Source organism: Paenibacillus uliginis N3/975, from assembly GCF_900177425.1.
Taxonomy (GTDB): domain Bacteria; phylum Bacillota; class Bacilli; order Paenibacillales; family Paenibacillaceae; genus Paenibacillus_AQ; species Paenibacillus_AQ uliginis.
The window spans coordinates 2,211,471-2,235,224 of record NZ_LT840184.1; the positions used below are offsets into that span (position 1 = coordinate 2,211,471).

Below are 23,754 nucleotides of genomic sequence, written 5' to 3' on the forward strand. Positions count from 1 at the left end.
GGAACTTGAGTGAAACTTGCGAAATAAACCGCCAAAATTAAATGGAGGTTTATTTTTTTTGCCTATTGCAATGTGAAGAAAAATCGTTAAAATAAAATTAACGTAAAAATAAATTTAACGTTATAAATATTTTATAGAAGAGGAGAAGTGACATGCAAAACACAGCCGTCATTGAAAAACAAGGATTTCGGCAGTTGATCAAGATCAGGCCTTATATGATGTATATGTTGGCACAAATCATATCCAGATTCGGGGATTCGGTTGATTCCATCGCTTACAGTTGGATGGTATATACAATAACAGGGTCAGAGCTGTTAATGGGATCACTATTTGCTTTTAATTATCTGCCTGGCTTGATCTTCAGTTTGTTCACAGGTGTGTTCGTGGATCGATGGTCTAAAAAGCTGGTTCTCATCGTCACGTATACCGGTCGAGGTATCATTGTAACGCTGACAGCGCTTATGTACGCAACAGACCAAATCCAGGTATGGCATTTGTTTCTGTTTACATTTATGAACTCAACACTGGAATGCTTCTCGCGGCCTGCCGAAGTGTCACTTGTTCCCAGACTCCTTCCGAAAGAAAAACTGTTAGCAGGCAATTCTTTCTCCTCTTCTGTCAGCAAAACCTCTGAACTTATCGGCATTTCAATTGCGGGAGCTCTTATTGCTTTCATTGGTATAGCCGGTACGATCGCCATTGACGCACTGACGTTTATCCTGTCTGCTGTCATTATCGGTTTTATCCCAAATCCGGAGGCAGATGAAAAACGTGTATTAGATCAAGAAACGTCACAACAGCCACAACCCAAAAGTGTGCTGGGGGATATGAAAGAAGCACTTTCCTTTATACGCAAACATTCTCTTCTTCTAACAACAACTTTTCTGGCAACGTTTATTAATTTTTGCCTAACTCCACTTAACGTACTGCAGCCAATATACGTACGGGAAACGCTGGGCGGTGGAGCCGGAGGAATGAGTGTGCTGGGGACCGCTCTTATGTTAGGGATGATTGCCGGCGGAATTTGGATGGGTAATTACGGGAGTAAATTTAGAAAAAGCTCGTTGATTCTGACGGGTACATTGCTGCTTGGCACTGGATATGCGTTAATGAGTCTGCCCGCAGTTTTGCCTTACTTCCAGATGGAGGTGGCCTCGGTAAGTTTCCTCATAACAGGTTTTGCAGTTACATTGGCGAGTACTCCTGTTTCTACTTATTTAATGGAAGTAACGCCACGGGAGATGCTCGGGCGTATTGGATCACTGCTTGCTGTGATGTGCACCGCTGCAATGCCTCTTGGCAGTTTCCTGACCGGATTGGCAGCCAAACATAGTTCACCACAGATACTCTATTTGGTTATGGGCCTGCTAGTAATCATTCCGATATTTTTCCTTTTTGGCAAAAAAAGCTTCCGTGCCATTTAGCAGAACTTTGTATTTTATACCCATCCGGCCTATAATGGAATAATATACGTTGAATCGTGAAACTGAGGTGTACGGATGTGGAAACGAAAGTTCTAACTACGCTGGAAGAAATTAAGATTTATTCGGATCCCTACCGGCTGCAAATATTAAATGCTTTTTATAAATTGGACCGGGCAGCAACTGTGAAGGAAGTAGCTGATGAACTGGGGGAAGTGCCTGCTAAAGTTCATTATCATGTGAAAAAGCTGGAAAAAATCGGGCTAGTGCAAATCGTATCGACCAAAGAGATCAATGGCATTGTGGCCAAATACTATTTGCCTTTCTCAGGGACGATTGAAATCAAGCGGAAAGACACTAATAATGAACCATCGGCCAATGAAATGATGAGGTCTGAAACTTATAAGCTTTTGTCAGAGTTGTATGAACAAAATAAAGAGCGTTTTTTCAAACAGGTCAAAAGCACAGATAAACCTTATGCGAGTATGATCAATGATACCCTCTATATGTCAGATGAAGAGGCACGTTATTTTTTTCAAGAAATTTCACAAATGTCTGAGAAATACAAAAGTAAGAAAAGAGGCGAAGAATACCGCGCTTATGAATTCTTTGCAACCAATATCCGTAATGATTCGGATTCATGAAAAAAGCCGGTACCGATGTTCATCGGTCCGGTTCTTTTCATCTTAGATATAGGAATCTCTCAAATTCGTTGATGAACTACAAGGTATTCAAAGTGATTTTGGAACTTTCTCCAAAAAAGTGTCAAACGGTTTTAATAACAACCTTGAATATGATATAAAAAAGAAAGGAGAAGGACCAGAATTAGGTGATGTACCAATATTTGGAGGTATACGACAATGGATGAACACATGAAACGCCGATTGGATAAACAAAAGAAGCTTTTCCGACAGCTGGGCATTCAACTGGACGCTTTGTCTATCCATGAAAAAGATTTTTCCAATAAATTGCGGGGTTATGATGCAGAAGAGGTTGATTCGTTCCTGGACGATGTTATAAAGGACTATGAACGTTTCTACGCTACGATCTCCGATCTGATGGATAAGTGGCAGGAACAGCAGATCATTATTCGTGATCTGAAAGCAGGAGTAAGGCCTGAACCGGAACGACCAGTTATTGATCCAACAGCGGTTGAAGAAGTCGTCGTTAAGCTGGAAGCAGATCTTGCATTGCTCAAGAAAAGAATTCGTCCGGAACAGCAATTTTACATCGATTAAATCATATTTTATAAGTTTTTGTGAAGATTTACATAAAAACCACGATTCGCCCATTGCGGTGAATCGTGGTTTTGTTATTCCTCACGACTTGATGGTGAGGAGAGGCGGAGAAGGAACAGCTGCTTTTTTTGAGTCTTTTTTATTCCTTTCGCGGTTTGCGCTAGTTTGGTCAGGGGCTTTTTCGTGAAGTATACCTAGGTTGAATACGGGTCGTACAGGTAAGTCATTCATTTTATGTTCTTCCTTATTGATCGTGCTCCATGCAACTAACGCTTCGATGATGTGGGGCTCGTCCGTGCTATAAATGGAGATCAGGCGGGCATCATCACTGAGTGACGTTATGTCATGATACCATCCAGCAGGTATAAAAATAGCACAGCCGGGAACAAGTACGAACGCTTGATGGCTTTCAGACAGTGGCTCAACAACCGTTACAGAGAACTCCCCGTTTATGACATAACAGAGTTCATTGGAATCTGGATGCCAATGGGGGGAGACCCGTTGTCCGCGATTCAATACCTGGTCGGTCATTGACATGGAATTCATTAAAGGAATCATCGCTGAAGTCAGATCCGATTGTGATCCAGTGGTGGTTGTTCGGGTGTGCTGTGATAAATTCCATACGATTCTGTGATTGAGACTGTTAGCACGGTTCAGAGATGAATAGACCATATCAGACAACCGCCTTTCCGTTATATTTCAGACAGTTTGTCTTATTCTATGCAGGAATGCCTAGTAATCTGCTTCAGAAGCTACATTTCTTTATCTCACGAATTTTGACGAGTTCTGTCCTGGAATTGTGTGTGATGGCCTACGACAAAAGTCACGAAGAGGGACAGGGAGCATGTTTTACCTTGTAAACCATTTTCATTACAATTACTATATTGTATAAGAAAGAATTCGAAGTAACAGGGAGGTTAGCAGTTTGCCTAACAGCCTGAAAATAAAAATCCGCACCAAGATTATTTTTGGATATGTGCTTGTTCTATTATGTCTTGGTGTGTTTCTGTGGGTTGTTTCCGGTCGCCTGACTTCTCTCCAGCAGGAAGCTGATTTCATTGAACAACATGATATTGAAGTTAACAGTCTAACCCATGAAATCGAAAAAAACATGCTTGAACTGGAGACCGGGCAGCGTGGATTTGTCATTACCGGAGACCCTGTGTATCTGGAGCCATTCGAAATGGCCTTGTCGACATGGGAGATGAATTATAACAAGTTACATCAGTTAATCGCAGATAATGCGACTCAATTGACCAACCTGTCTAACATTAAGGATAACATTAATAAATGGATTGAGGTTGCTGGTCAGCCAGCGGTTCGAATTAAGCAGGCAGGGCAGGATGAAGAAGCACTGCAATTTTTTATTGATGATCCCGGCCAGCAAGCGATGAATATGATCCGCAGCCAGTTCACCGAGTTTCGTGACGCAGAAAGACAGTTGACCTCGCAGCGTATCGATGACATGAAAAATAGCAATACCAATCTGCTGATCAGCATGTATTCACTCTGGGCAGCAGTTGCGTTAGCTACAATTCTTGCAGCGATTGTTATATCCAAGAGTATCGTTAGGCCTATTCGCCAGGTAACTGAGATGATCTCGAGTATAGCGGACGGAGTTGCCGATGGTGGCAATCTTAGCCGGAGAATCAAGGTGAACACCCGTGATGAAGTACTCGATCTGGCTGAGAATACGAATAAGCTATTGTCCAATGTTAGCCGTCAAGCTTGGGTTAAAGATCAGGTTACCGTCATGTCTACACTGCTCCAAAGCGCAGACCGGCTGGATACATTATCTCGATTCTTTATTCATAAAGCTGCCGGAGTGATGAGCGTCCCTTACGCAGCACTTTTTATTAACCGAAATGATACTGAGCTGGTTAAGGCTGCAGCCTTTGCTGATCCGGACGGTGAACCGTGGGACAAGGTGCGTGATCGTTTTTCCCCGGGAGAGGGACTTGTTGGTCAGTGCATGATTGAGAAGCGGATCATACAGTTTGACGATATACCACCTAACTATGTACGTATCGAGTCCGGTCTGGGAGATGCAGAACCCTCCAGCTTGGTAGTTGCACCTGTTATGTTTGAGGGCAAAGTGCTGAGCGTGATCGAACTGGCGATGTTCAAACCTATGGATGATGAAAAAAGGCAGCTTCTAGAGCAGCTCCTTCAGGTGCTCGGTGTTGCACTGAATTCCATGTTGAATAAAATGGAAATACAGCAGCTGTACCGTGAATCCCAGGCTTTGAACGAAGAGCTGCAGGTCCAGTCGGAGGAGTTACAGGCACAGACAGAAGAGCTTCAGGCGCAGACGGAGGAACTCCAAATGCATGCGTCCGAATCACAAGTGTTGAATGAACGACTGGAAGCGCAAAAAGATGCTGCAGAACAAGCCGCGAAGGAATTGGAAAAATACGCAGAGCAGGTAGAGCAAAGCTCGACGTATAAATCGCAGTTTCTGGCCAACATGTCACATGAGCTTCGTACGCCGCTCAACAGTATGCTGATTCTGTCGCAGATTTTATCAGAGAACAAAGAGGGGCATTTAACGGAGGAAGAACGGAACTATGCGTCTGTTATTCATAAATCGGGTAGCGAACTGCTGAATTTGATCAATGATATTTTGGATCTGTCGAAGGTGGAGGCAGGAAAAATGGTGATCGAAGTGGATTTGGTCAATCTGACGGAGCTTCCAGAAATCATGCGAGGATATTTTGACAAGTCAGCGGAAAGTAAACAGCTTCGCTTTGAGATCGAAATGGATCCAATTGTTCCTGACATCATATACAGTGACGGGATGAGGCTGCATCAGATAATACGTAATCTGTTGTCGAACGCTATTAAATTTACCGATGAGGGTAAAGTGAAGCTATCTATTGGCAAAGTGGATTCCATGAATAAAGATGATTATTGTTCAGAGAAAGAGATGATTACTTTTACGGTCGAAGATACAGGGATTGGAATATCAGATGAGAATTTGAAACCGATCTTCGAAGCATTCCGTCAGGGAGATGGGGCTACGGCACGCAAATTTGGCGGTACAGGTCTGGGCTTGTCCATATCCCTGCAGCTTGCGAGATTATTGGGCGGTCATATCTCAGTTGAGAGCAAGGAAGGAGTAGGTAGTAAGTTTACTCTTTATCTTCCTGCGAATACCGATGGAGATCATAATGAGAGATTGTTTGTCGTACCGGAGGTTGCAGCAACAATAGAGAAGAATCCTCGTTGGAACATTAATTCACTGCTTGAGGATGATGTTCAGGAATGGGATGAAACCCTCCAACTGGAGGGAGTAACGGTATTACTTGTCGATGACGATATACGTAATGTTTATGGGCTTACGAATGCGCTCGAGAAAAGGAATATGAAGGTGCTAACTGCTCAAAACGGTTATGAATGCCTTGAAATACTTGACATGGAACAAAATATTGATGTGGTGCTTCTAGACATCATGATGCCTGAAATGGATGGATATGAAACGATGAAAAGGATTCGTGAGAATTCTGTACTACAATCTCTGCCCATCATTGTATTAACGGCAAAGGCGATGAAGGAAGACAAGGATAAATGTTTAGCGGCGGGTGCGAGCGGTTATTTCAGCAAGCCAGTGCAGTTGAGCGATGTAATCGCGGCAATACGTGTATCGTTGATGGATGTTAAACATGGATAGGAACAAAAGCTCCTGCAACAGCATCATTGGCAGACATTTATATCCAATATGAAGAAGGGCATTTTGTGACTTTTAACAAAAAAGAGTGGGAAGTGCTTGCTTAACGACGATAAGTTGACGGTGTTATTGATATGGATTATGATGGATTTATATCATCCACATTGAAGTGGCGTGTTACCGTTTGCGGGCATGAGCCAAGGAGAGCCTTTTTCTTAAGGCCTTTTCTTGGCTTTTCTATTTTTAGTGAATCCTTCTGCCAAAATCGGTTTAAGCTTATAAGAAAGGGGGATGCGCATGAGCGGGACGGAAACGTTTAAGGTCATCCGGGTTATCGGCAATAACGTCGTAATGGTTCAAGGCGGCAAAAAAGAACTCGAGTATGTAATACTTGGCAAAGGAATCGGATTCGGGACCAAGACGGGTGATGCGATCACTTCGGATGATCCCCGCATCGAGAAGCTGTTTAAGCTGGAAGATCGGGAACAGTGGAGTCAGTATCATCATCTGCTGGAGGATTTCGATCCTAAAGTGCTCGAAATTACTGATGAAATTTTAAACAGCATCACTACAGAATTTCCGGGTAAACTGAATGACAAAGTGTATCTTGCGCTGCCTAGTCATATTCAGTTTACGATTTACCGTATCCGGAAAGGGATGGATATTATCAATCCGTTTCTGGAGGAGACCAAGATCAGCTTTCCAAAAGAATATGAAATAGCATTGAAGGCCGCAGAAATGATTGGCCGGGCTTTTAACATAGAGGTTCCGGAGGATGAGGTAGGCTTTCTTACGTACCATGTGTATTCAGCTGTAAGTCATGTTCCCGTTGGTCAGCTAGTCAAAGCTTCCAATATGGTGGGACGCCTTGTAAATATCATCGAGCAGGAACGCGGGATACAATTTAAAAATGGCAGTATGGACCATGTTCGGCTCCTCATGCATTTGCGGTTCTCCGTTGACCGAATATTAAACCAATCTGTTAACGTGGATAACCCGTTTGCAGAGCAAATCAAAAGTAAATTTACGAGTGAATACGGGCTGGCCAAACATCTTGCTGAAGTTATGGAACAAGATCTTGGCAGTCCTATTCCGGAAGCTGAGGTATGCTTCTTGGCCATGCACTTATACCGATTGTTTAGAGGACGTACACAACAAAGCAGCCAAGCTAAGGAGGAATTTTAATGTTTGAACGTTGGAAAAAGAAAACTGTGAATAAAGTCGAGGTTAAAGCCCCTCTTACAGGTCAAGCTGTACCTCTGTCTCAAGTACCAGATGAAGCATTTGCCGCAGGACATATGGGCAAAGGTATCGCTATCGAACCGTCGGAAGGACGTCTGGTTGCTCCTTTTGACGGCACCGTTGCGCATGTAATCAAAACCAAGCATGCCGTTATGCTTGAGGAGAAAGCTACAGGACTGCAGTATCTGTTCCATATTGGGATTAATACGGTAGGATTGAAGGGTGAAGGATATACGAGTCATGTCAGTATAGGGGATTCTGTTAAAGCCGGTCAGACTTTAATCGAGTTTGACATTGACACAATTAAGGCTGCAGGATATCCGATTGTAACGCCGGTGATTGTCACGAATGCCGATGAGTTAGCTTCTGATGTTGAAGGGCATACAGGAAGTGTGACTGCCGGATCAGATTCCGTGCTCAGCATCACCCTAAATTCCTAATTAGAATTTTTTGTCATTGACAATCCTGATATACTGAATTAAGATAACAACATCAAATGAATACGTTTTAAGGCGTGTTACCATGAATTTGGGCATGAGCCAAGAAGATAGTGTGACTACTTTATGTAGTCATCGTTCTTCTTGGCTTTTTTTGTGGACTGCAGGGGGTTATGACAGCTAGAGACATGCGGCCTTGAAATGTTAAATACACTTCCCATAACAAGGAGGGGGTTGTCCTTAGACAGGATTGTTTAACCGGAGTAAAGGAACAAAAAGGTTATTCATTCGATGCATTATGTAAACGTTTTCAGTCATATGCTAAATTATTGAAATTGAAAGGATGATTGACATGCTGGCAAAATTACAAAAGCTTGGTAAGTCTCTTATGCTGCCTGTGGCTACACTGCCTGCAGCAGGTATTTTGCAAGGTCTTGGTATGATCGACTATCAGAAAGATATTCCTTTAGGTGTAGTCGGTGAGTTCCTTAATCAATATGTAACACCATTTATGACTTCGGGTGCGTTAGCGATTTTGGAGAATTTGCCGATCATCTTCGCAATCGGTGTTGCAATCGGTTTCGCTGGAGATGCGGTTGCCGCGTTATCCGCTCTAATTGGTTATTTGGTGCTGGTCAGAGTAATGGACAAAGTGCCGCTGCAAATGCCTTTTATTGCAGATGATGTTAAGCTGAACATGGGAGTGCTTGGCGGTATCTTAATCGGTATATGGTCTGCGTATTTATATAGTAAGTACCACAAAATTAAGATGCCAGATTGGCTCGGCTTTTTTGCTGGAAAACGGTTCGTACCTATCATTACGGCTGCCACTACGATGGTTTTAGCAGTTCTGGTCGGAATGATCTGGTACCCGATACAGCTCGCTATTGCTGACTTCGGTAACTGGATTGTAAGCCTAGGCGGTATTGGAGCATTTTTATTTGGTACCGCTAACCGTCTCTTAATTCCGCTTGGTTTGCACCATGTGCTTAACTCGATTGCCTGGTTCCAAATTGGTGACTTCACGAATGCTGCTGGTCAGGTTGTTCAAGGTGACTTGACCCGATTCATGCAAGGAGACAAATCGGCAGGCATGTTTATGACTGGATTTTTCCCGATTATGATGTTTGCCATGCCAGCAGCAGCACTTGCTTTCATTCATACGGCAAAGCCATCCAAACGTAAACTTGTTGGCTCCATCGTTATCGGTTCAGCTGTTGCTTCGTTCCTAACCGGTATTACAGAGCCGCTCGAATTCACCTTCATGTTCCTTGCTCCTTTACTATACGTTGTACATGCGATATTGACAGGTCTTTCGGGTCTAATCATGTACTTGTTGGATGTCCATTTAGGGTTCACCTTCTCGGCTGGTCTGATCGACTATCTCTTATATCTGAAGCTGTCCACTAATGCATGGATGCTCATACCTGTTGGTCTGGCCTTCGGGGTACTGTATTACTTCCTTTTCCGGATCATCATCGTTAAGTTAAACTTGAAGACTCCAGGGCGTGAAGATGATGAGGATGAGGATGAGGCAGCTGCTGATGCGTCTGTTGGAAAATCCGCTGCTGCTGTATCTGGGGAATCGAAAGCGGCTAAAGTTCTTACAAACATCGGTGGACCAGAGAACATTACGAGTATCGATGCTTGTATTACCCGTCTGCGTCTCGTGGTTAAAGACGACAAGGCTGTCAAGGACGCTGAGCTTAAAAAGCTGGGAGCTTCCGGAGTCATGCGTCTCGGTCAAGGTGCTGTACAGGTTGTGTTTGGAACGCAGGCTGAGTCTATTAAGGATGATATCAAGAAATTGTTGTAAAATCATACGAAAGAGCGGGCGTCATTGCCCGCTCTTTTTTGTGCTTCATCATTTAAAGCATGTTATGAAAACTGATATTGGAATACCCCGGCCAGCAGGCAAATTATACGCCCCAAAATCAGGTTATTAAGGATAATTTTCATGATTGAAGGGGGGATTATGCACATAGCTGTCAGCGCATAATGAAACGGAACAGCTTGTGTCCTAATTTGGACATTGCTATAAAAGGGGGGGATTCATATTAGTGCATCAGACTCAAAAAAATCAGGAACCAAAAGTGAACAAGATTTAAAATGGTGGCAGCTGTCGCTGCTTGGTGTAGCCTCAACGATCGGAACAGGCTATTTTCTTGGATCAGCTTTTGGAATTAAACTGGGCGGTCCGGCGGTTTTGATCTCTTTTGTGCTGGCAGCACTTGGTACGTTTATCGTGTTTGATGTTTTGGCACGCATGACGGCAGAAGATCCGCAAAAGGGGTCTTTCCGTACATACGCCAAAAAGGCCCATGGGCGATGGGCTGGCTTTTCGACAGGATGGATGTACTGGTGCTCGGAAGTGTTAATTATGGGCAGCCAAATGACCGCTCTTTCGATATTTTCACAATTCTGGTTTCCAGACATACCCATGTGGTTGTTTGCTACGGGGTATGCTGTTTTGGGGTTAATCGTCATTTGGATCGGGAATAAAGGCTTTGACCGTCTGGAAAATATCCTTGCTGTTATTAAAATTGCAGCGATTGTGATGTTCCTTGTGATCGCAGCTGCGGCATTGATGGGATGGCTTAAAGGTGGAATCCAACCGAAAGCTCCTGTGACTGGTTCCTTGTTCTTTCCGACCGGAGGATTAGGTTTATGGTCATCACTTATCTTTGCTTTTTACGCTTTTGGCGGCATCGAGGTTATGGGGGTAATGGCAGTAAGACTTAAGGATCCGAAAGAGGCGCCTAAGTCAGGCAGGGTGATGATTTTGATTTTGGCAATTATCTATGTGCTGTCGCTTGCTGCAGTCGTAACGATGGCTCCCTGGAACAAGTTCCCTACCACAAAAAGCCCGTTTATCTTCGCGTTAAGTTCGTACAATCTGCCATTCGTGCCTCATGTTTTTAATGCGGTATTGATTATTGCCGGTTTCTCGACCATGGTGGCCTCCCTATATGCAGTAACAACGGTGCTCATCTCCTTGTCTGAGGATCATGATGCGCCTACACTGTTTTCCCGGAAAATGTTTAAACGACAGACTCCGATGTATGCATTAGGACTTACAGCTGCGGGACTCGTTGCTTCGATTGTTTTATCCCTACTTATGCCAGGAAAAATTTATGAGTATTTAACGACAGCGGCAGGATTAATGCTGCTTTATAACTGGTTTTTTATTCTGATTTCGGCTGGAAGGAATCTGGATTTGACCGCTTGGGGTCAAATTAAAAGGTATACCGGTATGCTTCTGATTCTGCTTGCTGTAAGCGGAACCTTGTTCCATGCAACCAGTCGTCCTGGATTTTGGATCAGTCTTGGCTTTATTGCGATTATAACTGCTGTAGTGCTGTTTATGCAGTCGGTGTGGCGGAAAGAGGAGAAAGAGAACCCTGATCAGAAAGAACGGAAACGTTCAAAGCTTCGTGCTAAACCGATTCGCTAGTACAGGTCACATTTAGAGCAATGCTTAAAAGAATAGCAATTTGATTGCTCTAAAGCCAAAATAAATGCCGAAACCGATCAAGGAAAGCCCGGAAATAATCGAAATGAATGTGATCCCTCGGTTACTCAAATATTTACGGAAAGTACTAGCCATGGCTGCCATAAGAAAGTCCCAGATTAGAACACCAAAGATTACAGCAGCACTGTATAGTAGAAGATCACCCGTACCATAATCTGAAGCTGTCTTCACTAGAACAGAACCGTATATTCCAAGCCAGAACAAGATTGTCATTGGATTGGATAGAGACATGAGAAAACCGGACGACACCGATGACAACAGGGAATCCTCCTTTTTGTTTGAGCTTATCGTTACTTTACCGGCGCTAACGACACTTTCGATGCCAGTATAGATCAGAACGAAAGCCCCGAAGAGCCAAAGGAAGGTTTGCATGAACGGGGTACTCAGAAAGTGAACAACACCCATATATACAAGAACCATATACAGGATGTCGGCCATCACAGCGCCCAGACCGAATAACCAAGCGTGCCAAAATCCCTTTTTCAGCCCCTTGTCCAGTTGGGCGGCATTAATCGGACCAACTGGGGCGGATAAAGAAAGTCCTAGAAAGATGTAACTTAGAAAAAGACTCATTGTGTTCTCTCCCATCCGAACGAAATAGCCTTGTACATGTAAGCTCGTACCCATTATATTCAGACCTTTATAGTGGTAATACCCGATGTTGAAAATTAAATATGAAGCTAACAAGCCACGTATCTTTGCGTGATTATAAAAATTAACACATATTATGATGTACATTTGATGTTTACTTAACGATTCTCGTGTATGCTTGGTAGTATCAGTGCTAAAAATGAATTATACGAATCATCCAGATTCTTCACTCAGTTCAACGGAAAGCGGGGATAACATATGGCGACAGAACGTTTGCCGGATATAGACCGGTTTTTGAATCTGGTAGGTCATCTGGAAGAACGAATTCATTTATTAATTGAGAAGACATCATTAAGTGAGCAGGAGAAAAAGTTTATTTGGGATCACATTATGGTGGTTCCAGGTAAAAACGACGATTTATAAATACGCAGCCGTAACTATTATTGGTGAAACATGCCTCTTTCTGAGGTATGTTTTTTTGTTTTATATGATCATTGTTTATAATAGAAGAAAAATACTTATTCAGCTTATAAGGGGGCATCATATATGAAAGTGGGAATCATTGGACTTGGAGATATTGCTCAAAAAGCGTACCTACCAGTCATGACGGGAATTCAGGGAGTGGAATGGGTACTATCTACAAGAAATGAATCTGTTCTGGAACAAATAAAAGACAAATACCGGATAACGCAGACTGCTCAAACTATTGAGAAGCTGATAGAGACAGGAATCCATGCGGCTTTTGTACATACATCGACAGAATCACATCCAGCGATCATTGAATCATTACTGAATGCAGGCATCCATGTCTATGTGGACAAGCCGATTGCATACACATACGAACAAGCCAAGACTTTAACAGAGTTGGCACACCAAAAGAATTGTGTACTCATGACCGGATTCAACCGCAGGTTCGCTCCAATGGTGTCTGCGCTTAAAGAGGTGAAAGATCGAACTTATATTTATATGGAAAAAAACCGTATTCATCAACCGGATTACGCGCGTCGTTTCATATTTGACGACTTTATCCATGTGGTAGATACGATCTCATATTTATCTCCCGGGACCGTTCGTGATGTCTCTGTTTCTCCAAAGATTCAGGATGGAATGTTGGTTCAAGTGATGATCAAACTTGAAGGAGATGATTATACATCTGTCGGGTTCATGAACCGGGATAGCGGAATTACAGAAGAGCGGCTGGAAGTCATCAGTTCTGGTCAGAAACATATAATCCGGGACCTTAATACTACAATTCATTTTAGCCAAGGAGAAGAGAAACATCGGGCATTTGGAGACTGGGAGCCGGTATTGAAGCGGCGCGGGTTTGATGACATCATCGCAAGCTTTCTCAAATGTGTTATGGGGGAGGCCCGGCAAGAGCCGTCTATGGAAGAAGCACTGGAGACTCATCGTTTGTGCGAGATTATTGTGAAAAAAGCAGAAGAGAATGGAGCTATCGTCTGGAAGCTCTGACTTTTGAATGCGCGAAAAAAAAGGTTAATAACGAAAGACGGTTGTTCTAATACCTTGTTGATATGGAGAGGATAATGATGCCGACAGAGGAATCCATTGGCAACAGCATCCGTATTGGATTGTCTGGGTGGGGAGATCATGATGATCTTTACGAAGAGGGCACCAAGGCGGCAGAGAAGCTGAAGGCATATACACGACATTTCCCTATTATCGAGATGGATAATTCGTTCTATGCGATTCCGGCCCCGGACCGGATGGATAAATGGAGTGCACAGACCCCGGATGATTTTGGCTTTATTGTCAAAGCCTATCAAGGTATGACAGGTCACTCGCGCGGCAAAAATCCTTATTCGGATATGAAGACGATGTTTGAGGTCTTTAAAGAATCAGTGAACGTGTTAATGCAGCAAGAAAAGCTAAAGACGGTTTTGTTCCAGTATCCGCCTTGGTTTGACTGCGAGCGAAAGCATGTCGAAATTCTAAAGCGTACTCGGGAATGGATGGACGGCTTTCCGGTCGCGCTGGAATTCCGCAATCAGAGCTGGTTTGTATCAGATTACAGGGAGAAGACGCTGCAGTTCATGCGGGATGAGGGTTGGATTCACAGCATTGCCGACGAACCGGAAGCGGGGATCGGCTCTATTCCCGTCGTGCTTGAACCGACGCAGGGGCATGCAACGATGATTCGTCTTCACGGACGTAATGCCTCTGGTTGGCATGCAAGTGGAGAGGCCAATTGGCGTGAGGTACGATATTTGTACCGTTACAGCGCTGAGGAGTTGGAAGAATGGAAACAAAATTTGTTCACTTTGCTACATTCTACGAAGGAATGCTGGCTGATCTTTAACAATAACTCGGGTGGGGATGCTGCAGCCAACGCGAAGCAGTTGATGGAGCTTCTCGGTTTGGACACCGGTCCAGTTCCTATCAGACAGATGGAATGGTAAATAAACATTAATTGATGGTTATTTATCCTTTTAATGTAAAGTGAAAAGGTTTGTTTGCTCTTTGATAACAGAACCGTCACGAAATTGACGCAAATTGATCTGTTTATGAGATGATAATTATATAAAAAGGTTATTTTCGGTATGGTGGTTAAGTGTATTATAATGAATTTGTAAGTAGAATTTCCGTCCATGAACTATCAAAATAATCTGACGGAGGGAGTCAGCGATGAAGACCCTTGACAGAATGACAGAGGGACCATGGCAGAAATATCACGGTCCAAACTTAGGGTACATTCAAGACCAGTATGAAAAGTTTCTAAAAGATCCACAATCTGTGGAGCCGGCATATCGTGAGCTATTTGCCAGTTGGGGATCTCCTCCATCTTTGCCAAACAAAGAAAAGAAAGCGGATACGCAGGTATCCGGCGGTACATTTGACCGCAATCTACTGAAAAAGGGCGTGAATGCCGGTAAGCTGGTGTGGAACATCAGAACTTACGGTCATCTAGCCGCAGACATTGATCCGATTGGTATCGGAACGAAGGTAGACACACGTCTTCTTCAACCTGAAACGTACCAGCTTAGCCAAGCGGATTTGACAGCCCTACCTGCAGAAGTCGTATGGGAAGAAGCTCCCGGCGATGTGAAGAATGGGTGGGAGGCGATCCAAAGGCTGCATCAGATATATACAGGAACGATCGCCTATGAGTTTAGTCATGTACATGAAGAGGAAGAGCGGAATTGGCTGAACAGCCAGGCCGAATCAGGTACCAACCCGGCACCGTTGAATGGGAACGAGAAGAAACACCTGCTGAAGAGATTGCTTGAAGCAGAGCAATTCGAAGAATTTTTGCATCGCACGTTTGTGGGTGCAAAGCGCTTCTCTGTTGAAGGTAACGATGCACTCATCCCTATGCTGGATGAGATCGTACGGGAAATGGCCCATGCGGATGTCAGATCTATTTTGATGGGTATGGCTCACCGGGGACGTCTGAATGTGCTTGCTCATGTTCTGGGCAAATCTTACAGTAAAATTTTCTCGGAGTTCCTGAACTCGCCTAACAAACACCTGGTGCCTTCTGAAGGATCCATGGGAATTAATTACGGTTGGACCGGCGACGTGAAGTATCACCTTGGAGCAGATCGCTTCCTTAAGGAAGCAGATGCGCATGAAGTTCGTATTACACTTGCTAATAACCCGAGTCACCTCGAGTTTGTTAATCCGGTTGTTGAAGGGTTTGCTCGTGCAGCCCAAGAAGACCGTAGTAGACCAGGTTACCCGAAGCAGGACGTTAACAAAGCAGCGACGATTCTGATTCATGGTGATTCTGCATTCCCTGGTGAAGGAATTGTAGCAGAGACGCTCAATTTCAATAAGCTTCCTGGATTCCGTAACGGCGGTACGATTCATATCATCGTAAACAACCGTATCGGCTTTACAACAGAAGGCAAGGATTCACGTTCCACATTTTACGCCAGTGACCTCGCTAAAGGTTATGAAATCCCGATTATTCACGTGAACGCTGATGATCCGGAGGCATGTATCGCTGCTGCTCGTCTTGCAAGCGAATACCGCAACAAGTTCAAGAAGGACTTCCTGATTGACCTCGTCGGTTACCGCAGATACGGCCATAACGAGACAGATGATCCGGAAACGACTCAGCCGCTCATTTACCAAAAAGTTAAACAGCATGACACCGTTACCAACCTGTATATGAAAAAGCTTGTTGGTGGAAAAGTCATGACTCAAACAGATGCTGATGAATTAAAGGCAAAAGTTCAAAATGGTTTGAAGGATGCTTATGACAGCGTTAAGTCGAAAGAGCCAGTGGATCATGTGCTTCTGAGTATGAACCCGACCGGCGATAACAGTAAGCCGAAGGCTAACACAAGTGTACCGGCAGAAACGCTCCGTGCCATAAATGCCGAGCTTCTTCAATGGCCTGAAGGATTTACAGTTTACCCTAAACTTCAACGTATTCTTGAACGCCGCAGCACTGCGCTTCAAGATGGTGAGAAAGTAGATTGGGGACATGCCGAAACGTTGGCGTTTGCCTCCATCCTTGCTGATGGGCAGCCGATTCGAATTACGGGACAAGATGCGGAACGTGCCACGTTTGCACACCGTAACCTTGTTCTACATGATTCTGTTGATGGAACAACGTTCTGTCCGCTGCACCAATTGTCACATGCCAAAGCTTCATTTGCTATACACAACAGTCCGCTTTCCGAGGCTTCGGTATTGGGCTTTGAGTACGGATATAACGTATACTCGCCTGAAACATTGGTGATCTGGGAGGCCCAGTATGGTGACTTCACGAACTGTGCCCAGGTTATCATTGACCAGTTCATCACATCCGGACGTTCCAAATGGAGACAGAAATCCAGTCTCGTGATGATGCTTCCGCACGGTTATGAGGGACAGGGCCCTGAGCACTCCAGTGCCAGACTTGAAAGATTCCTGCAGCTTGGCGGGGAAGACAACTGGACTGTTGCGAATCTGACAAGTTCAGCTCAATATTTCCATCTGCTTCGCAGACAGGCTTCTATCGTGAATACCGAAGATGCCCGTCCGCTTGTACTGATGGCTCCGAAGAGCTTAATTCGGAATCCGCGGGTAGGATCACCGGTAACCTCATTCAGTGAAGGCTCCTTCCAAGAAGTTATTGAGCAACCTGGACTTGGACAATCGCCGAAAAAGGTTGAACGTCTCGTAATGTGCTCTGGTAAAGTAGCTGTAGATCTGGAAGAAGCGATCGATAAGAAGAAGGATGAGGATCATTCCTGGCTGCATGTGCTTCGTGTAGAGCAATTGTATCCGTTCCCGAAAGAGGAAATTACCCGGATTATGAAGCAGTATCCGAATGTGAAAGAAATCCTCTGGGTTCAGGAAGAGCCACAGAACATGGGTGCATGGAGTTACATGGAACCGAAAATTCGCGAAATCGCACCGAAGGGTACTGAGGTTCGTTACAGCGGGCGTCCGGAACGTTCAAGCCCGGCGAGCGGATATCAGGATGTGCACGTGTACGAACAACAAACAATCATTTCTTTTGCCCTTAATCGCAAAACTATAAATCAACATATCTCATTGGGGAGGTAAGCGGCTGTGAACGAAATAACTGTACCAGCTATGGGCGAATCTATCACCGAAGGAACGATATTTAAATGGCATGTCAAAGAAGGGGATAGCGTTAACATCGGTGATGTTCTGCTCGAGTTAGAAACGGATAAAGTCAATCTTGAAATCAGTGCGGAGGCAAGTGGTGTTGTGCAAAAAATCCTTCGCCAGGAAGGGGACAACGTAACGATCGGTGAAGTCATCGGTCAAATTTCCCCAGAAGAAGGAGTAGGTAACGAGCCAGCAGTACCAAAGACGGCTGAAGTTCCGGTACCTGCACAAGCAGAAAGTAAAGCTGCTCCAGTAGAGCAGCCTAAATCGCCAGCACCTCCGGCAGAAAGCGGAGACGGTTCAACACCGCCGGCTTCACCTGCCGCACGTAAACTAGCGCGTGAGCGCGGGATTGATCTGGACCAGGTACAGGGCCGCGACCCAATCGGTCGTATCTACCATGAAGATGTGAAAAACCACTCTAATGGCGGAAGCAAGACAACAGCGACTGAGAGCAAGTCTGTAGCACCGGCAGTGGCTTCATCGGCTCCGGCTGAGAACCCTGCCAAGCCGACAGAGCGCCAGCGTATGTCTCGTCGCCGTCAGACGATCGCTAACCGTCTAGTTGAAGCTCAGCATACAGCAGCCATGCTGACTACATTTAACGAAGTTGACATGACCGCCATTCTGGACGTTCGTAAGCGCCGGAAAGACGCTTTCAAGGAAAAGCATGATGTAAGTTTAGGGTTTATGTCCTTCTTCACCAAGGCAGTAGTAGGAGCGTTGAAGCGTTATCCGCTGCTAAATGCAGAAATTGATGGCGAGGATATCATTCTTAAGAAATTTTATGATATCGGTATTGCAGTTTCGGCTAAAGAAGGTTTGGTTGTACCTGTTGTTCGTGACGCCGATCGCTTGGGCTTTGCAGAGATCGAGAAGGAGATCGTTGATCTCGCAGGCAAGGCACGCAGTAATACGTTATCTCTGTCTGAACTGCAAGGTGGAACCTTTACGATTACGAACGGCGGTGTTTTCGGCTCGCTCCTCTCAACTCCAATTTTGAACACTCCACAAGTTGGTATTCTGGGTATGCATAAGATCCAGCTTCGTCCTGTGGCTATAGATGCGGAACGTTCCGAGAATCGTCCGATGATGTACATCGCACTTTCTTACGATCACCGTATCGTTGATGGGGCAGAAGCGGTACGTTTCCTTGTAACTGTGAAGGAACTGCTTGAAGATCCGGAATCTCTCTTGTTGGAAGGTTAATGAACTACTGTTAAAGGCTGTCCTGCAGATTTCTGTCGGGCAGCCTTTTTGTTGGCTAGAAACAGTGACAGCTGCCACGCAATTGAATGGTAATATGGAAAAAGCGGGATTGATTTCTTCGAACCGGGAAGTGTAACATGAGTAAAGAAGTGTACATGCCCATCTCAAGATGGAAGTGTGAAAGGAGAGGTATAACAATGGAAACAGCAAAGGTTAGCCGGACGTTGGTATTTACGGGCTCATATGCAGAAACTGGTGAGAACGGTATTTGTGTTTATTCATTTGATCAAGACAGTGGTGAATTACAGCTGCTGGATCAAAGTTCAGGAATAAAGAATCCTACTTTCCTCAATGTGGACACGGTGACAAACCGTTTATATGCGATTGGAGAGGTATCAGAGAACGGAGGAAAAGTCGGTGAAGTGGTGACGTTTGATATCGATCCTTCATCAGGGAGGTTGAATCAATTAAGCCACATTCACGGAAGCAGCAGTTCAACGTGTCATATTCAGAGGGATTTGGAAGATAAGTACCTGATCGTATCAAGCTATCACGGAGGTCGGGTGAGTTTATTGTCCTTGGATGACAACGGTGTGGCAGATAGTCTGTTGGATGAGCAGTACCACGAAGGACACCGTACTGACGCAGAACAGCAGCCTAGAGCGCATTCAGCTTTTTTCAGTCCCGATGGTAAATACATATTTGTTCAAGACCTGGGTCTAGACAAAATTATCGCATACCAAATCAATAAAACTGACAACAAGCTAGAGTTTCATGGGGAGACTCAGCTAACGCCAGGATCAGGTCCGCGCCATCTTGCTTTTCATACAAGTGGTAAATATGCTTATGTAATTAATGAATTGAATTCAACAGTTACGGCATTCCGTTATGTGTCAGAAGAGGGACGACTGGAGACGATTCAAACTATCTCTACATTACCTGCTGATTTTACTGGCGAAAGCTATTGTGCGGAGATTGCCGTTTCAGAAGATGGACGTACCGTTTATGGTTCCAACCGGGGGCATGACAGTATTGTGGTCTTTTCCGTAGATGCAAGCTCCGGTGAGCTAAGCCCGATACAGTATATCTCCACAGAAGGAGGACACCCGCGTCATTTCTCTTTGATGCCTGAAGGTAAGTTTATGATTGTGGCGAACCGTGACGGTAACAATCTAGTATTGTTCACAGTTGACCCTGAGAATGGGACGCTACAGTTTACTGGAAAGACAATAGAGCAATCCAAACCAGTGTGTGTTAAACCGGCTGTATTTATGGTTTAATGTTATCTTAGGGCTCGCCTTTATTCGTAGCGTCTCATGAGATACATTGACAAAAGCATCTGAATTCCTCATAATAAACTGACGTATTTCTATACTAGAATTCAGGTGATCAAAATCATGATGGGTATCGTTGTAGTGGAAGTGTGCGACAGTAACTTGATGAGCGCCTTGGATCTGGAGCATTTAGAAGAACTGTATCCTGAAATTGCGGTGCTTCGCGCGGACTGCATGAACCTTTGCGGTTTATGCAGGCTTCGACCTTATGCTCTGGTTAATGGTAAACGCGTATTCGGCAAATCAACTGAAGAATGCGTGGACAAAATCAAAGCTGCCATTGAATCCGAACTGGCTGTCTTTCATGATAATTAATCGTCTACAGGACGTTTATAACAAAACGGCATGCTCGCTTTAATAAGCGGCATGCCGTTTGTGTTTAAGTGTCAAATATATTATCCTGCAGCAACGGTTTCTTCACACGTATCGGAGCAGAAGCCTTGGTGCAGCTCTTCACATTTTTCACAGCAGATGTGCTGTAGATGACAAGCATCATTGGCACAGTTAATGTACCGGTCTTCAGGCTCACCGCAATGATGGCATTTACCTACAATAACATCTTCATCCGTATGATTGATCGGCACGGATATACGCTCGTCAAATACATAACATTTACCGTCAAAGAGACGACCTTGAATTTCAGGATCTTTACCGTAGGTTACGATACCGCCGTCCAGCTGAGCGACGTCTTGGAAACCTTCCTTCAACATGAACCCGGTAAGCTTCTCACAACGGATACCGCCGGTGCAGTAAGTAAGAATTGTCTTGTCTTTATACTGACTCATATTTTCACGAATCCACTCAGGGAACTCACGGAACGATTCAACATCCGGACGGATCGCGTTTCTAAAATGACCGATATCATATTCGTAGTCCGTGCGGCCGTCGAGAACAATGACATCGTCCTGCTGAAGCTGCTCGAAAAATTGTTGTGGGGAGAGGCGTTTACCGCTAATCACATTCGGATCTAATTCATCATCCACTCGGAATGTAACGAGTTCTTTCCGGTGTCGGACGAACATTTTGCGGAATGCATGTCCCTCAGAAGGATCAGCCTTGAATACCATATCAGCAAACAGCGGATTGGATTTCATGTCCCGCATATACTGTTCCGTCTGTTCAACCGTACCGGATACCGTACCATTAATGCCTTCAGAAGAGACAAGAATACGGCCTTTGAGTCCGAGATCCTTGCAGTACTGCAAATGCTCGCTCTTAAAGGCTTCGGGATCCGAGATATAGACGAATTTATAATATAATAAAATTTGATAGGACTGTTGTTGTTCAGTCATGAATGATCACCTGTTCTTTTTGGGATTTCGGTTAAAGCATACTTATAAAATTGTAGTGAATTCTTGTCATTTAGTCAACTTTAATGTATAGAAAGTTTGGCAGTATTTATGCAGACATTAAAGGTAATAATATTTCGTCGCAAGGGGGTTGGAAGAGCACGGAATAGCGTATATGATAAGTTTATGGACTCCCAATGTTACAAGTGAACATTAAATAGGCTAACGTTTCGAGTCGAATTTTTCGTTTCTTGAGGAGTGTGCATCAATGCTACATAAGGAAGAAGAAAAGGTACTATTGTTCCAGGGAGACAGCATTACCGATTGCGGCAGGAATTACGGTGATCCCGGAAGTCTTGGAAGCGGTTATGCATTAATGGTTGCAGGTAAGCTTGGCTTGAAGTACCCGGAAAAAAGAATGCGCTTTCTTAATCGTGGGATCAGCGGCAATCGTGTTGTTGATTTAAGGTCTCGCTGGGATGAAGATAGTATTAATCTGAACCCTTCGTGGGTATCGATTTTGGTAGGTATTAATGAAGTGGGGTGGAGATACCACCGTGGAGAACCCACTTCAACACAAGCTTACTATGAAGGATACAGAGAGCTTTTGGTCCAAACCCGTGAAAAAACCGGTGCAAAAATCATTCTGATGGAGCCTTTCCTGCTTCCTGTCACCGAAGAGAAGAAGCATTGGCGCGAAGATTTGGATCCAAAGATTCAAGCGGTGCGTGAATTGGCCCGTGAGTTTAATACACTATATGTACCATTAGACGGGTTGTTCGCAGCAGCAAGTGCACAGCATGATATGACGTATTATGCCCCGGATGGAGTCCATCCTACACCGGCCGGGCACGCTTTAATGGCAGATGGGTGGCTCGCAGCACTTAAAGGTAAATCATTTTTATAAACCGATTATATTATAATCTTTAATGGTGAGAGAACATCTTCAGCAGAGCTGGGGATGTTTTTCCTTATTTAATCAAAAATCACAATTGACGTAACCTGCAACCTGCATATAAAATATGCATAATAAACCGTTGTTCAAAACTATATTTTTTTGCTTTAATACTTTTATCGATAAAAGCGTTTCAGCGGTGTCGCTTTGTGTCGATCATCAAATGTCTCGATAAAGAGAGGGGTTAATTTCCATTGAAGAAAAAAATGTGGTTATCGTTGACATTGTCCGCGCTATTGCTGACAGCTGCCGGTTGCGGAAGCAAGCCGGATGCAGGTACTCCATCAACCGGCTCCGGTGGCGACACAGAGAAGAAGCAGTTTAAAATTGCGATTTCGCAATATGTTGAGCATCCATCGCTCGATGCTACTCGCGAAGGAATTATGGCAGCGCTTAAAGACGGAGGAATTTCCGAGCCTGACACCTTGAAATTGGACTATAACAATGCTCAAAACGATTCCACCAATAACCTTTCAATCGGGCAAAAGCTGAAGGATTCCAAGAATGACCTGATCATCGCGATTGCTACACCTTCGGCTCAGGTAATTACAGATAAAGTGAAGGAAACTCCCGTTTTATTTGCGGCGGTAACGGATCCGCTTGACGCCAAGCTGGTGAGTGATCTGGAAAAGCCGGGCGGCAACGTCTCCGGAGCATCGGATACGAATCCTGATGCTACGAAACAGCTTATGAAATTTATCAGCACTCATTTTTCTAACGTGAAGAAGGTCGGTCTCATTATAAATGAAGGAGAACCGAACGCTGTGGTTATGTCCAAGACAGCTGAAGAAGCTTTGAAGGAACATGGCATCGAGTTGGTCAAGGCTGCTGTAACGAATACCTCGGAAGTAAAACAAGCTGCGGAGTCGCTTGTTGGCAAGGTGGATGCTTTTTATATAACTCTCGATAATAACGTTGTAAGCGGCGCAGACACGATTATCCAAACGGCTAAAGCCAACAAGATTCCGTTCTTCGCAAGTGATCGGGACACGGTCGAGAAGGGGGCTTTCGCCACAGTAGGATTCAAATATTATGACCATGGATATCAAGTAGGTCAAATGGCTGTAGAAATACTGAAGAATGGAAAGAAACCGGCGGATATGAAGATTACGATCCCGGATAAATTGGATTTGATTCTGAATGCCAAGGCAGCAGCTGATTACGGAATTGAAGTAACAGACGCCATGAAGCAGGAAGTCAAAGACCCGGATAATAACATCATTCAGTAGCAGTAAGGCGCGGACATG

Annotated in this window: 20 protein-coding genes; 17 read left to right on the forward strand and 3 right to left on the reverse strand. The window is 44.4% G+C overall.

From position 1 onward, the window contains the following. Positions 1 to 152: 152 nt before the first annotated feature. The 3 genes from B9N86_RS10465 (at position 153) to B9N86_RS10475 (ending at position 2,659) form a co-directional block, all read left to right on the forward strand. Entirely contained in the window at positions 153 to 1,424 is a 1,272-nt protein-coding gene (locus tag B9N86_RS10465) for an MFS transporter (protein ID WP_208919062.1), read from the forward strand. 77 nt (positions 1,425 to 1,501) lie between these two features. After that, complete coding sequence (locus B9N86_RS10470; protein ID WP_208919064.1) at positions 1,502 to 2,065, forward strand: ArsR/SmtB family transcription factor; 564 nt, start codon at positions 1,502 to 1,504, stop codon at positions 2,063 to 2,065. A 216-nt stretch (positions 2,066 to 2,281) separates the two neighbouring features. Next, a complete protein-coding gene (locus tag B9N86_RS10475) occupies positions 2,282 to 2,659 on the forward strand; it encodes a DivIVA domain-containing protein (protein WP_208919067.1) in 378 nt (125 codons plus the stop codon). Between the two features lie 81 nt (positions 2,660 to 2,740). On the opposite strand, the gene B9N86_RS10480 is transcribed toward B9N86_RS10475, so the two are convergent. Further along, positions 2,741 to 3,331, reverse strand: a complete 591-nt coding sequence (locus B9N86_RS10480) for a cupin domain-containing protein (RefSeq protein ID WP_208919069.1) — start codon at positions 3,329 to 3,331, stop codon at positions 2,741 to 2,743. Positions 3,332 to 3,584: 253 nt separating this feature from the next. On the opposite strand from B9N86_RS10480, the gene B9N86_RS10485 reads away from it, so the two are divergent. The 5 genes from B9N86_RS10485 to B9N86_RS10505 all read left to right on the forward strand — a co-directional run bounded on the left by B9N86_RS10485 (position 3,585) and on the right by B9N86_RS10505 (position 11,459). Further along, positions 3,585 to 6,329, forward strand: a complete 2,745-nt coding sequence (locus B9N86_RS10485) for a CHASE3 domain-containing protein (protein ID WP_208919070.1) — start codon at positions 3,585 to 3,587, stop codon at positions 6,327 to 6,329. 294 nt (positions 6,330 to 6,623) lie between these two features. Next, positions 6,624 to 7,511, forward strand: a complete 888-nt coding sequence (locus tag B9N86_RS10490; protein ID WP_208919071.1) for a PRD domain-containing protein — start codon at positions 6,624 to 6,626, stop codon at positions 7,509 to 7,511. Beyond that, positions 7,511 to 8,008 carry a PTS sugar transporter subunit IIA gene (locus B9N86_RS10495; RefSeq protein WP_208919072.1) on the forward strand — a complete coding sequence of 166 codons (498 nt, stop codon included), beginning with the start codon at positions 7,511 to 7,513 and terminating at the stop codon, positions 8,006 to 8,008. Before B9N86_RS10490 ends, B9N86_RS10495 begins: the two co-directional genes overlap by 1 nt. A gap of 349 nt (positions 8,009 to 8,357) precedes the next feature. Beyond that, entirely contained in the window at positions 8,358 to 9,821 is a 1,464-nt protein-coding gene (locus tag B9N86_RS10500) for a PTS transporter subunit EIIC (protein ID WP_208919073.1), read from the forward strand. A 240-nt stretch (positions 9,822 to 10,061) separates the two neighbouring features. Continuing rightward, positions 10,062 to 11,459 (forward strand): amino acid permease, encoded by a 1,398-nt coding sequence (locus B9N86_RS10505; RefSeq protein ID WP_208920203.1) that lies wholly within the window; start codon positions 10,062 to 10,064, stop codon positions 11,457 to 11,459. A gap of 24 nt (positions 11,460 to 11,483) precedes the next feature. Here the strand turns inward: B9N86_RS10505 and B9N86_RS10510 are convergent, their stop codons facing one another. Continuing rightward, positions 11,484 to 12,110, reverse strand: coding sequence for a LysE family translocator (locus B9N86_RS10510; protein ID WP_208919079.1), 627 nt, complete (start codon positions 12,108 to 12,110; stop codon positions 11,484 to 11,486). A gap of 276 nt (positions 12,111 to 12,386) precedes the next feature. On the opposite strand from B9N86_RS10510, the gene B9N86_RS10515 reads away from it, so the two are divergent. The 7 genes from B9N86_RS10515 (at position 12,387) to B9N86_RS10545 (ending at position 20,578) form a co-directional block, all read left to right on the forward strand. Further along, complete coding sequence (locus tag B9N86_RS10515) at positions 12,387 to 12,551, forward strand: hypothetical protein (protein WP_208919081.1); 165 nt, start codon at positions 12,387 to 12,389, stop codon at positions 12,549 to 12,551. Between the two features lie 123 nt (positions 12,552 to 12,674). After that, a complete protein-coding gene (locus tag B9N86_RS10520; protein WP_208919083.1) occupies positions 12,675 to 13,601 on the forward strand; it encodes a Gfo/Idh/MocA family protein in 927 nt (308 codons plus the stop codon). Between the two features lie 62 nt (positions 13,602 to 13,663). Continuing rightward, a complete protein-coding gene (locus B9N86_RS10525; RefSeq protein ID WP_244563026.1) occupies positions 13,664 to 14,548 on the forward strand; it encodes a DUF72 domain-containing protein in 885 nt (294 codons plus the stop codon). A 226-nt stretch (positions 14,549 to 14,774) separates the two neighbouring features. Then, positions 14,775 to 17,651, forward strand: coding sequence for a 2-oxoglutarate dehydrogenase E1 component (locus B9N86_RS10530; protein WP_208919085.1), 2,877 nt, complete (start codon positions 14,775 to 14,777; stop codon positions 17,649 to 17,651). Positions 17,652 to 17,657: 6 nt separating this feature from the next. Next, on the forward strand, positions 17,658 to 18,929 hold the full coding sequence (gene odhB / locus B9N86_RS10535; RefSeq protein ID WP_208919087.1) for a 2-oxoglutarate dehydrogenase complex dihydrolipoyllysine-residue succinyltransferase: 1,272 nt from the start codon (positions 17,658 to 17,660) through the stop codon (positions 18,927 to 18,929). A gap of 197 nt (positions 18,930 to 19,126) precedes the next feature. Then, positions 19,127 to 20,209: a lactonase family protein gene (locus B9N86_RS10540; protein WP_208919088.1), complete on the forward strand. Its 1,083-nt coding sequence runs from the start codon at positions 19,127 to 19,129 to the stop codon at positions 20,207 to 20,209. A 120-nt stretch (positions 20,210 to 20,329) separates the two neighbouring features. Then, a complete protein-coding gene (locus B9N86_RS10545) occupies positions 20,330 to 20,578 on the forward strand; it encodes a YuzB family protein (RefSeq protein WP_208920207.1) in 249 nt (82 codons plus the stop codon). A gap of 80 nt (positions 20,579 to 20,658) precedes the next feature. Here B9N86_RS10545 and trhO read toward each other — a convergent pair whose 3' ends face one another. Next, positions 20,659 to 21,555 carry an oxygen-dependent tRNA uridine(34) hydroxylase TrhO gene (gene trhO, locus B9N86_RS10550; protein ID WP_208919097.1) on the reverse strand — a complete coding sequence of 299 codons (897 nt, stop codon included), beginning with the start codon at positions 21,553 to 21,555 and terminating at the stop codon, positions 20,659 to 20,661. Positions 21,556 to 21,820: 265 nt separating this feature from the next. Here trhO and B9N86_RS10555 point away from each other — a divergent pair, with 265 nt between their 5' ends. Continuing rightward, positions 21,821 to 22,459, forward strand: a complete 639-nt coding sequence (locus B9N86_RS10555; RefSeq protein ID WP_208919099.1) for an SGNH/GDSL hydrolase family protein — start codon at positions 21,821 to 21,823, stop codon at positions 22,457 to 22,459. A gap of 242 nt (positions 22,460 to 22,701) precedes the next feature. Then, entirely contained in the window at positions 22,702 to 23,736 is a 1,035-nt protein-coding gene (locus B9N86_RS10560; RefSeq protein WP_208919101.1) for an ABC transporter substrate-binding protein, read from the forward strand. The last annotated feature ends 18 nt before the right edge of the window (positions 23,737 to 23,754 follow it).

Coding starts and splice junctions, on each gene's coding strand:
- B9N86_RS10465 (WP_208919062.1), top strand. CDS start 153: ATGCAAAACACAGCCGTCATTGAAAAACAAGGATTTCGGCAGTTGATC.
- B9N86_RS10475 (WP_208919067.1), top strand. CDS start 2,282: ATGGATGAACACATGAAACGCCGATTGGATAAACAAAAGAAGCTTTTC.
- B9N86_RS10480 (WP_208919069.1), bottom strand. CDS start 3,331: ATGGTCTATTCATCTCTGAACCGTGCTAACAGTCTCAATCACAGAATC.
- B9N86_RS10490 (WP_208919071.1), top strand. CDS start 6,624: ATGAGCGGGACGGAAACGTTTAAGGTCATCCGGGTTATCGGCAATAAC.
- B9N86_RS10495 (WP_208919072.1), top strand. CDS start 7,511: ATGTTTGAACGTTGGAAAAAGAAAACTGTGAATAAAGTCGAGGTTAAA.
- B9N86_RS10500 (WP_208919073.1), top strand. CDS start 8,358: ATGCTGGCAAAATTACAAAAGCTTGGTAAGTCTCTTATGCTGCCTGTG.
- B9N86_RS10510 (WP_208919079.1), bottom strand. CDS start 12,110: ATGAGTCTTTTTCTAAGTTACATCTTTCTAGGACTTTCTTTATCCGCC.
- B9N86_RS10515 (WP_208919081.1), top strand. CDS start 12,387: ATGGCGACAGAACGTTTGCCGGATATAGACCGGTTTTTGAATCTGGTA.
- B9N86_RS10520 (WP_208919083.1), top strand. CDS start 12,675: ATGAAAGTGGGAATCATTGGACTTGGAGATATTGCTCAAAAAGCGTAC.
- B9N86_RS10525 (WP_244563026.1), top strand. CDS start 13,664: ATGGAGAGGATAATGATGCCGACAGAGGAATCCATTGGCAACAGCATC.
- B9N86_RS10530 (WP_208919085.1), top strand. CDS start 14,775: ATGAAGACCCTTGACAGAATGACAGAGGGACCATGGCAGAAATATCAC.
- B9N86_RS10540 (WP_208919088.1), top strand. CDS start 19,127: ATGGAAACAGCAAAGGTTAGCCGGACGTTGGTATTTACGGGCTCATAT.
- B9N86_RS10545 (WP_208920207.1), top strand. CDS start 20,330: ATGGGTATCGTTGTAGTGGAAGTGTGCGACAGTAACTTGATGAGCGCC.
- trhO (WP_208919097.1), bottom strand. CDS start 21,555: ATGACTGAACAACAACAGTCCTATCAAATTTTATTATATTATAAATTC.
- B9N86_RS10555 (WP_208919099.1), top strand. CDS start 21,821: ATGCTACATAAGGAAGAAGAAAAGGTACTATTGTTCCAGGGAGACAGC.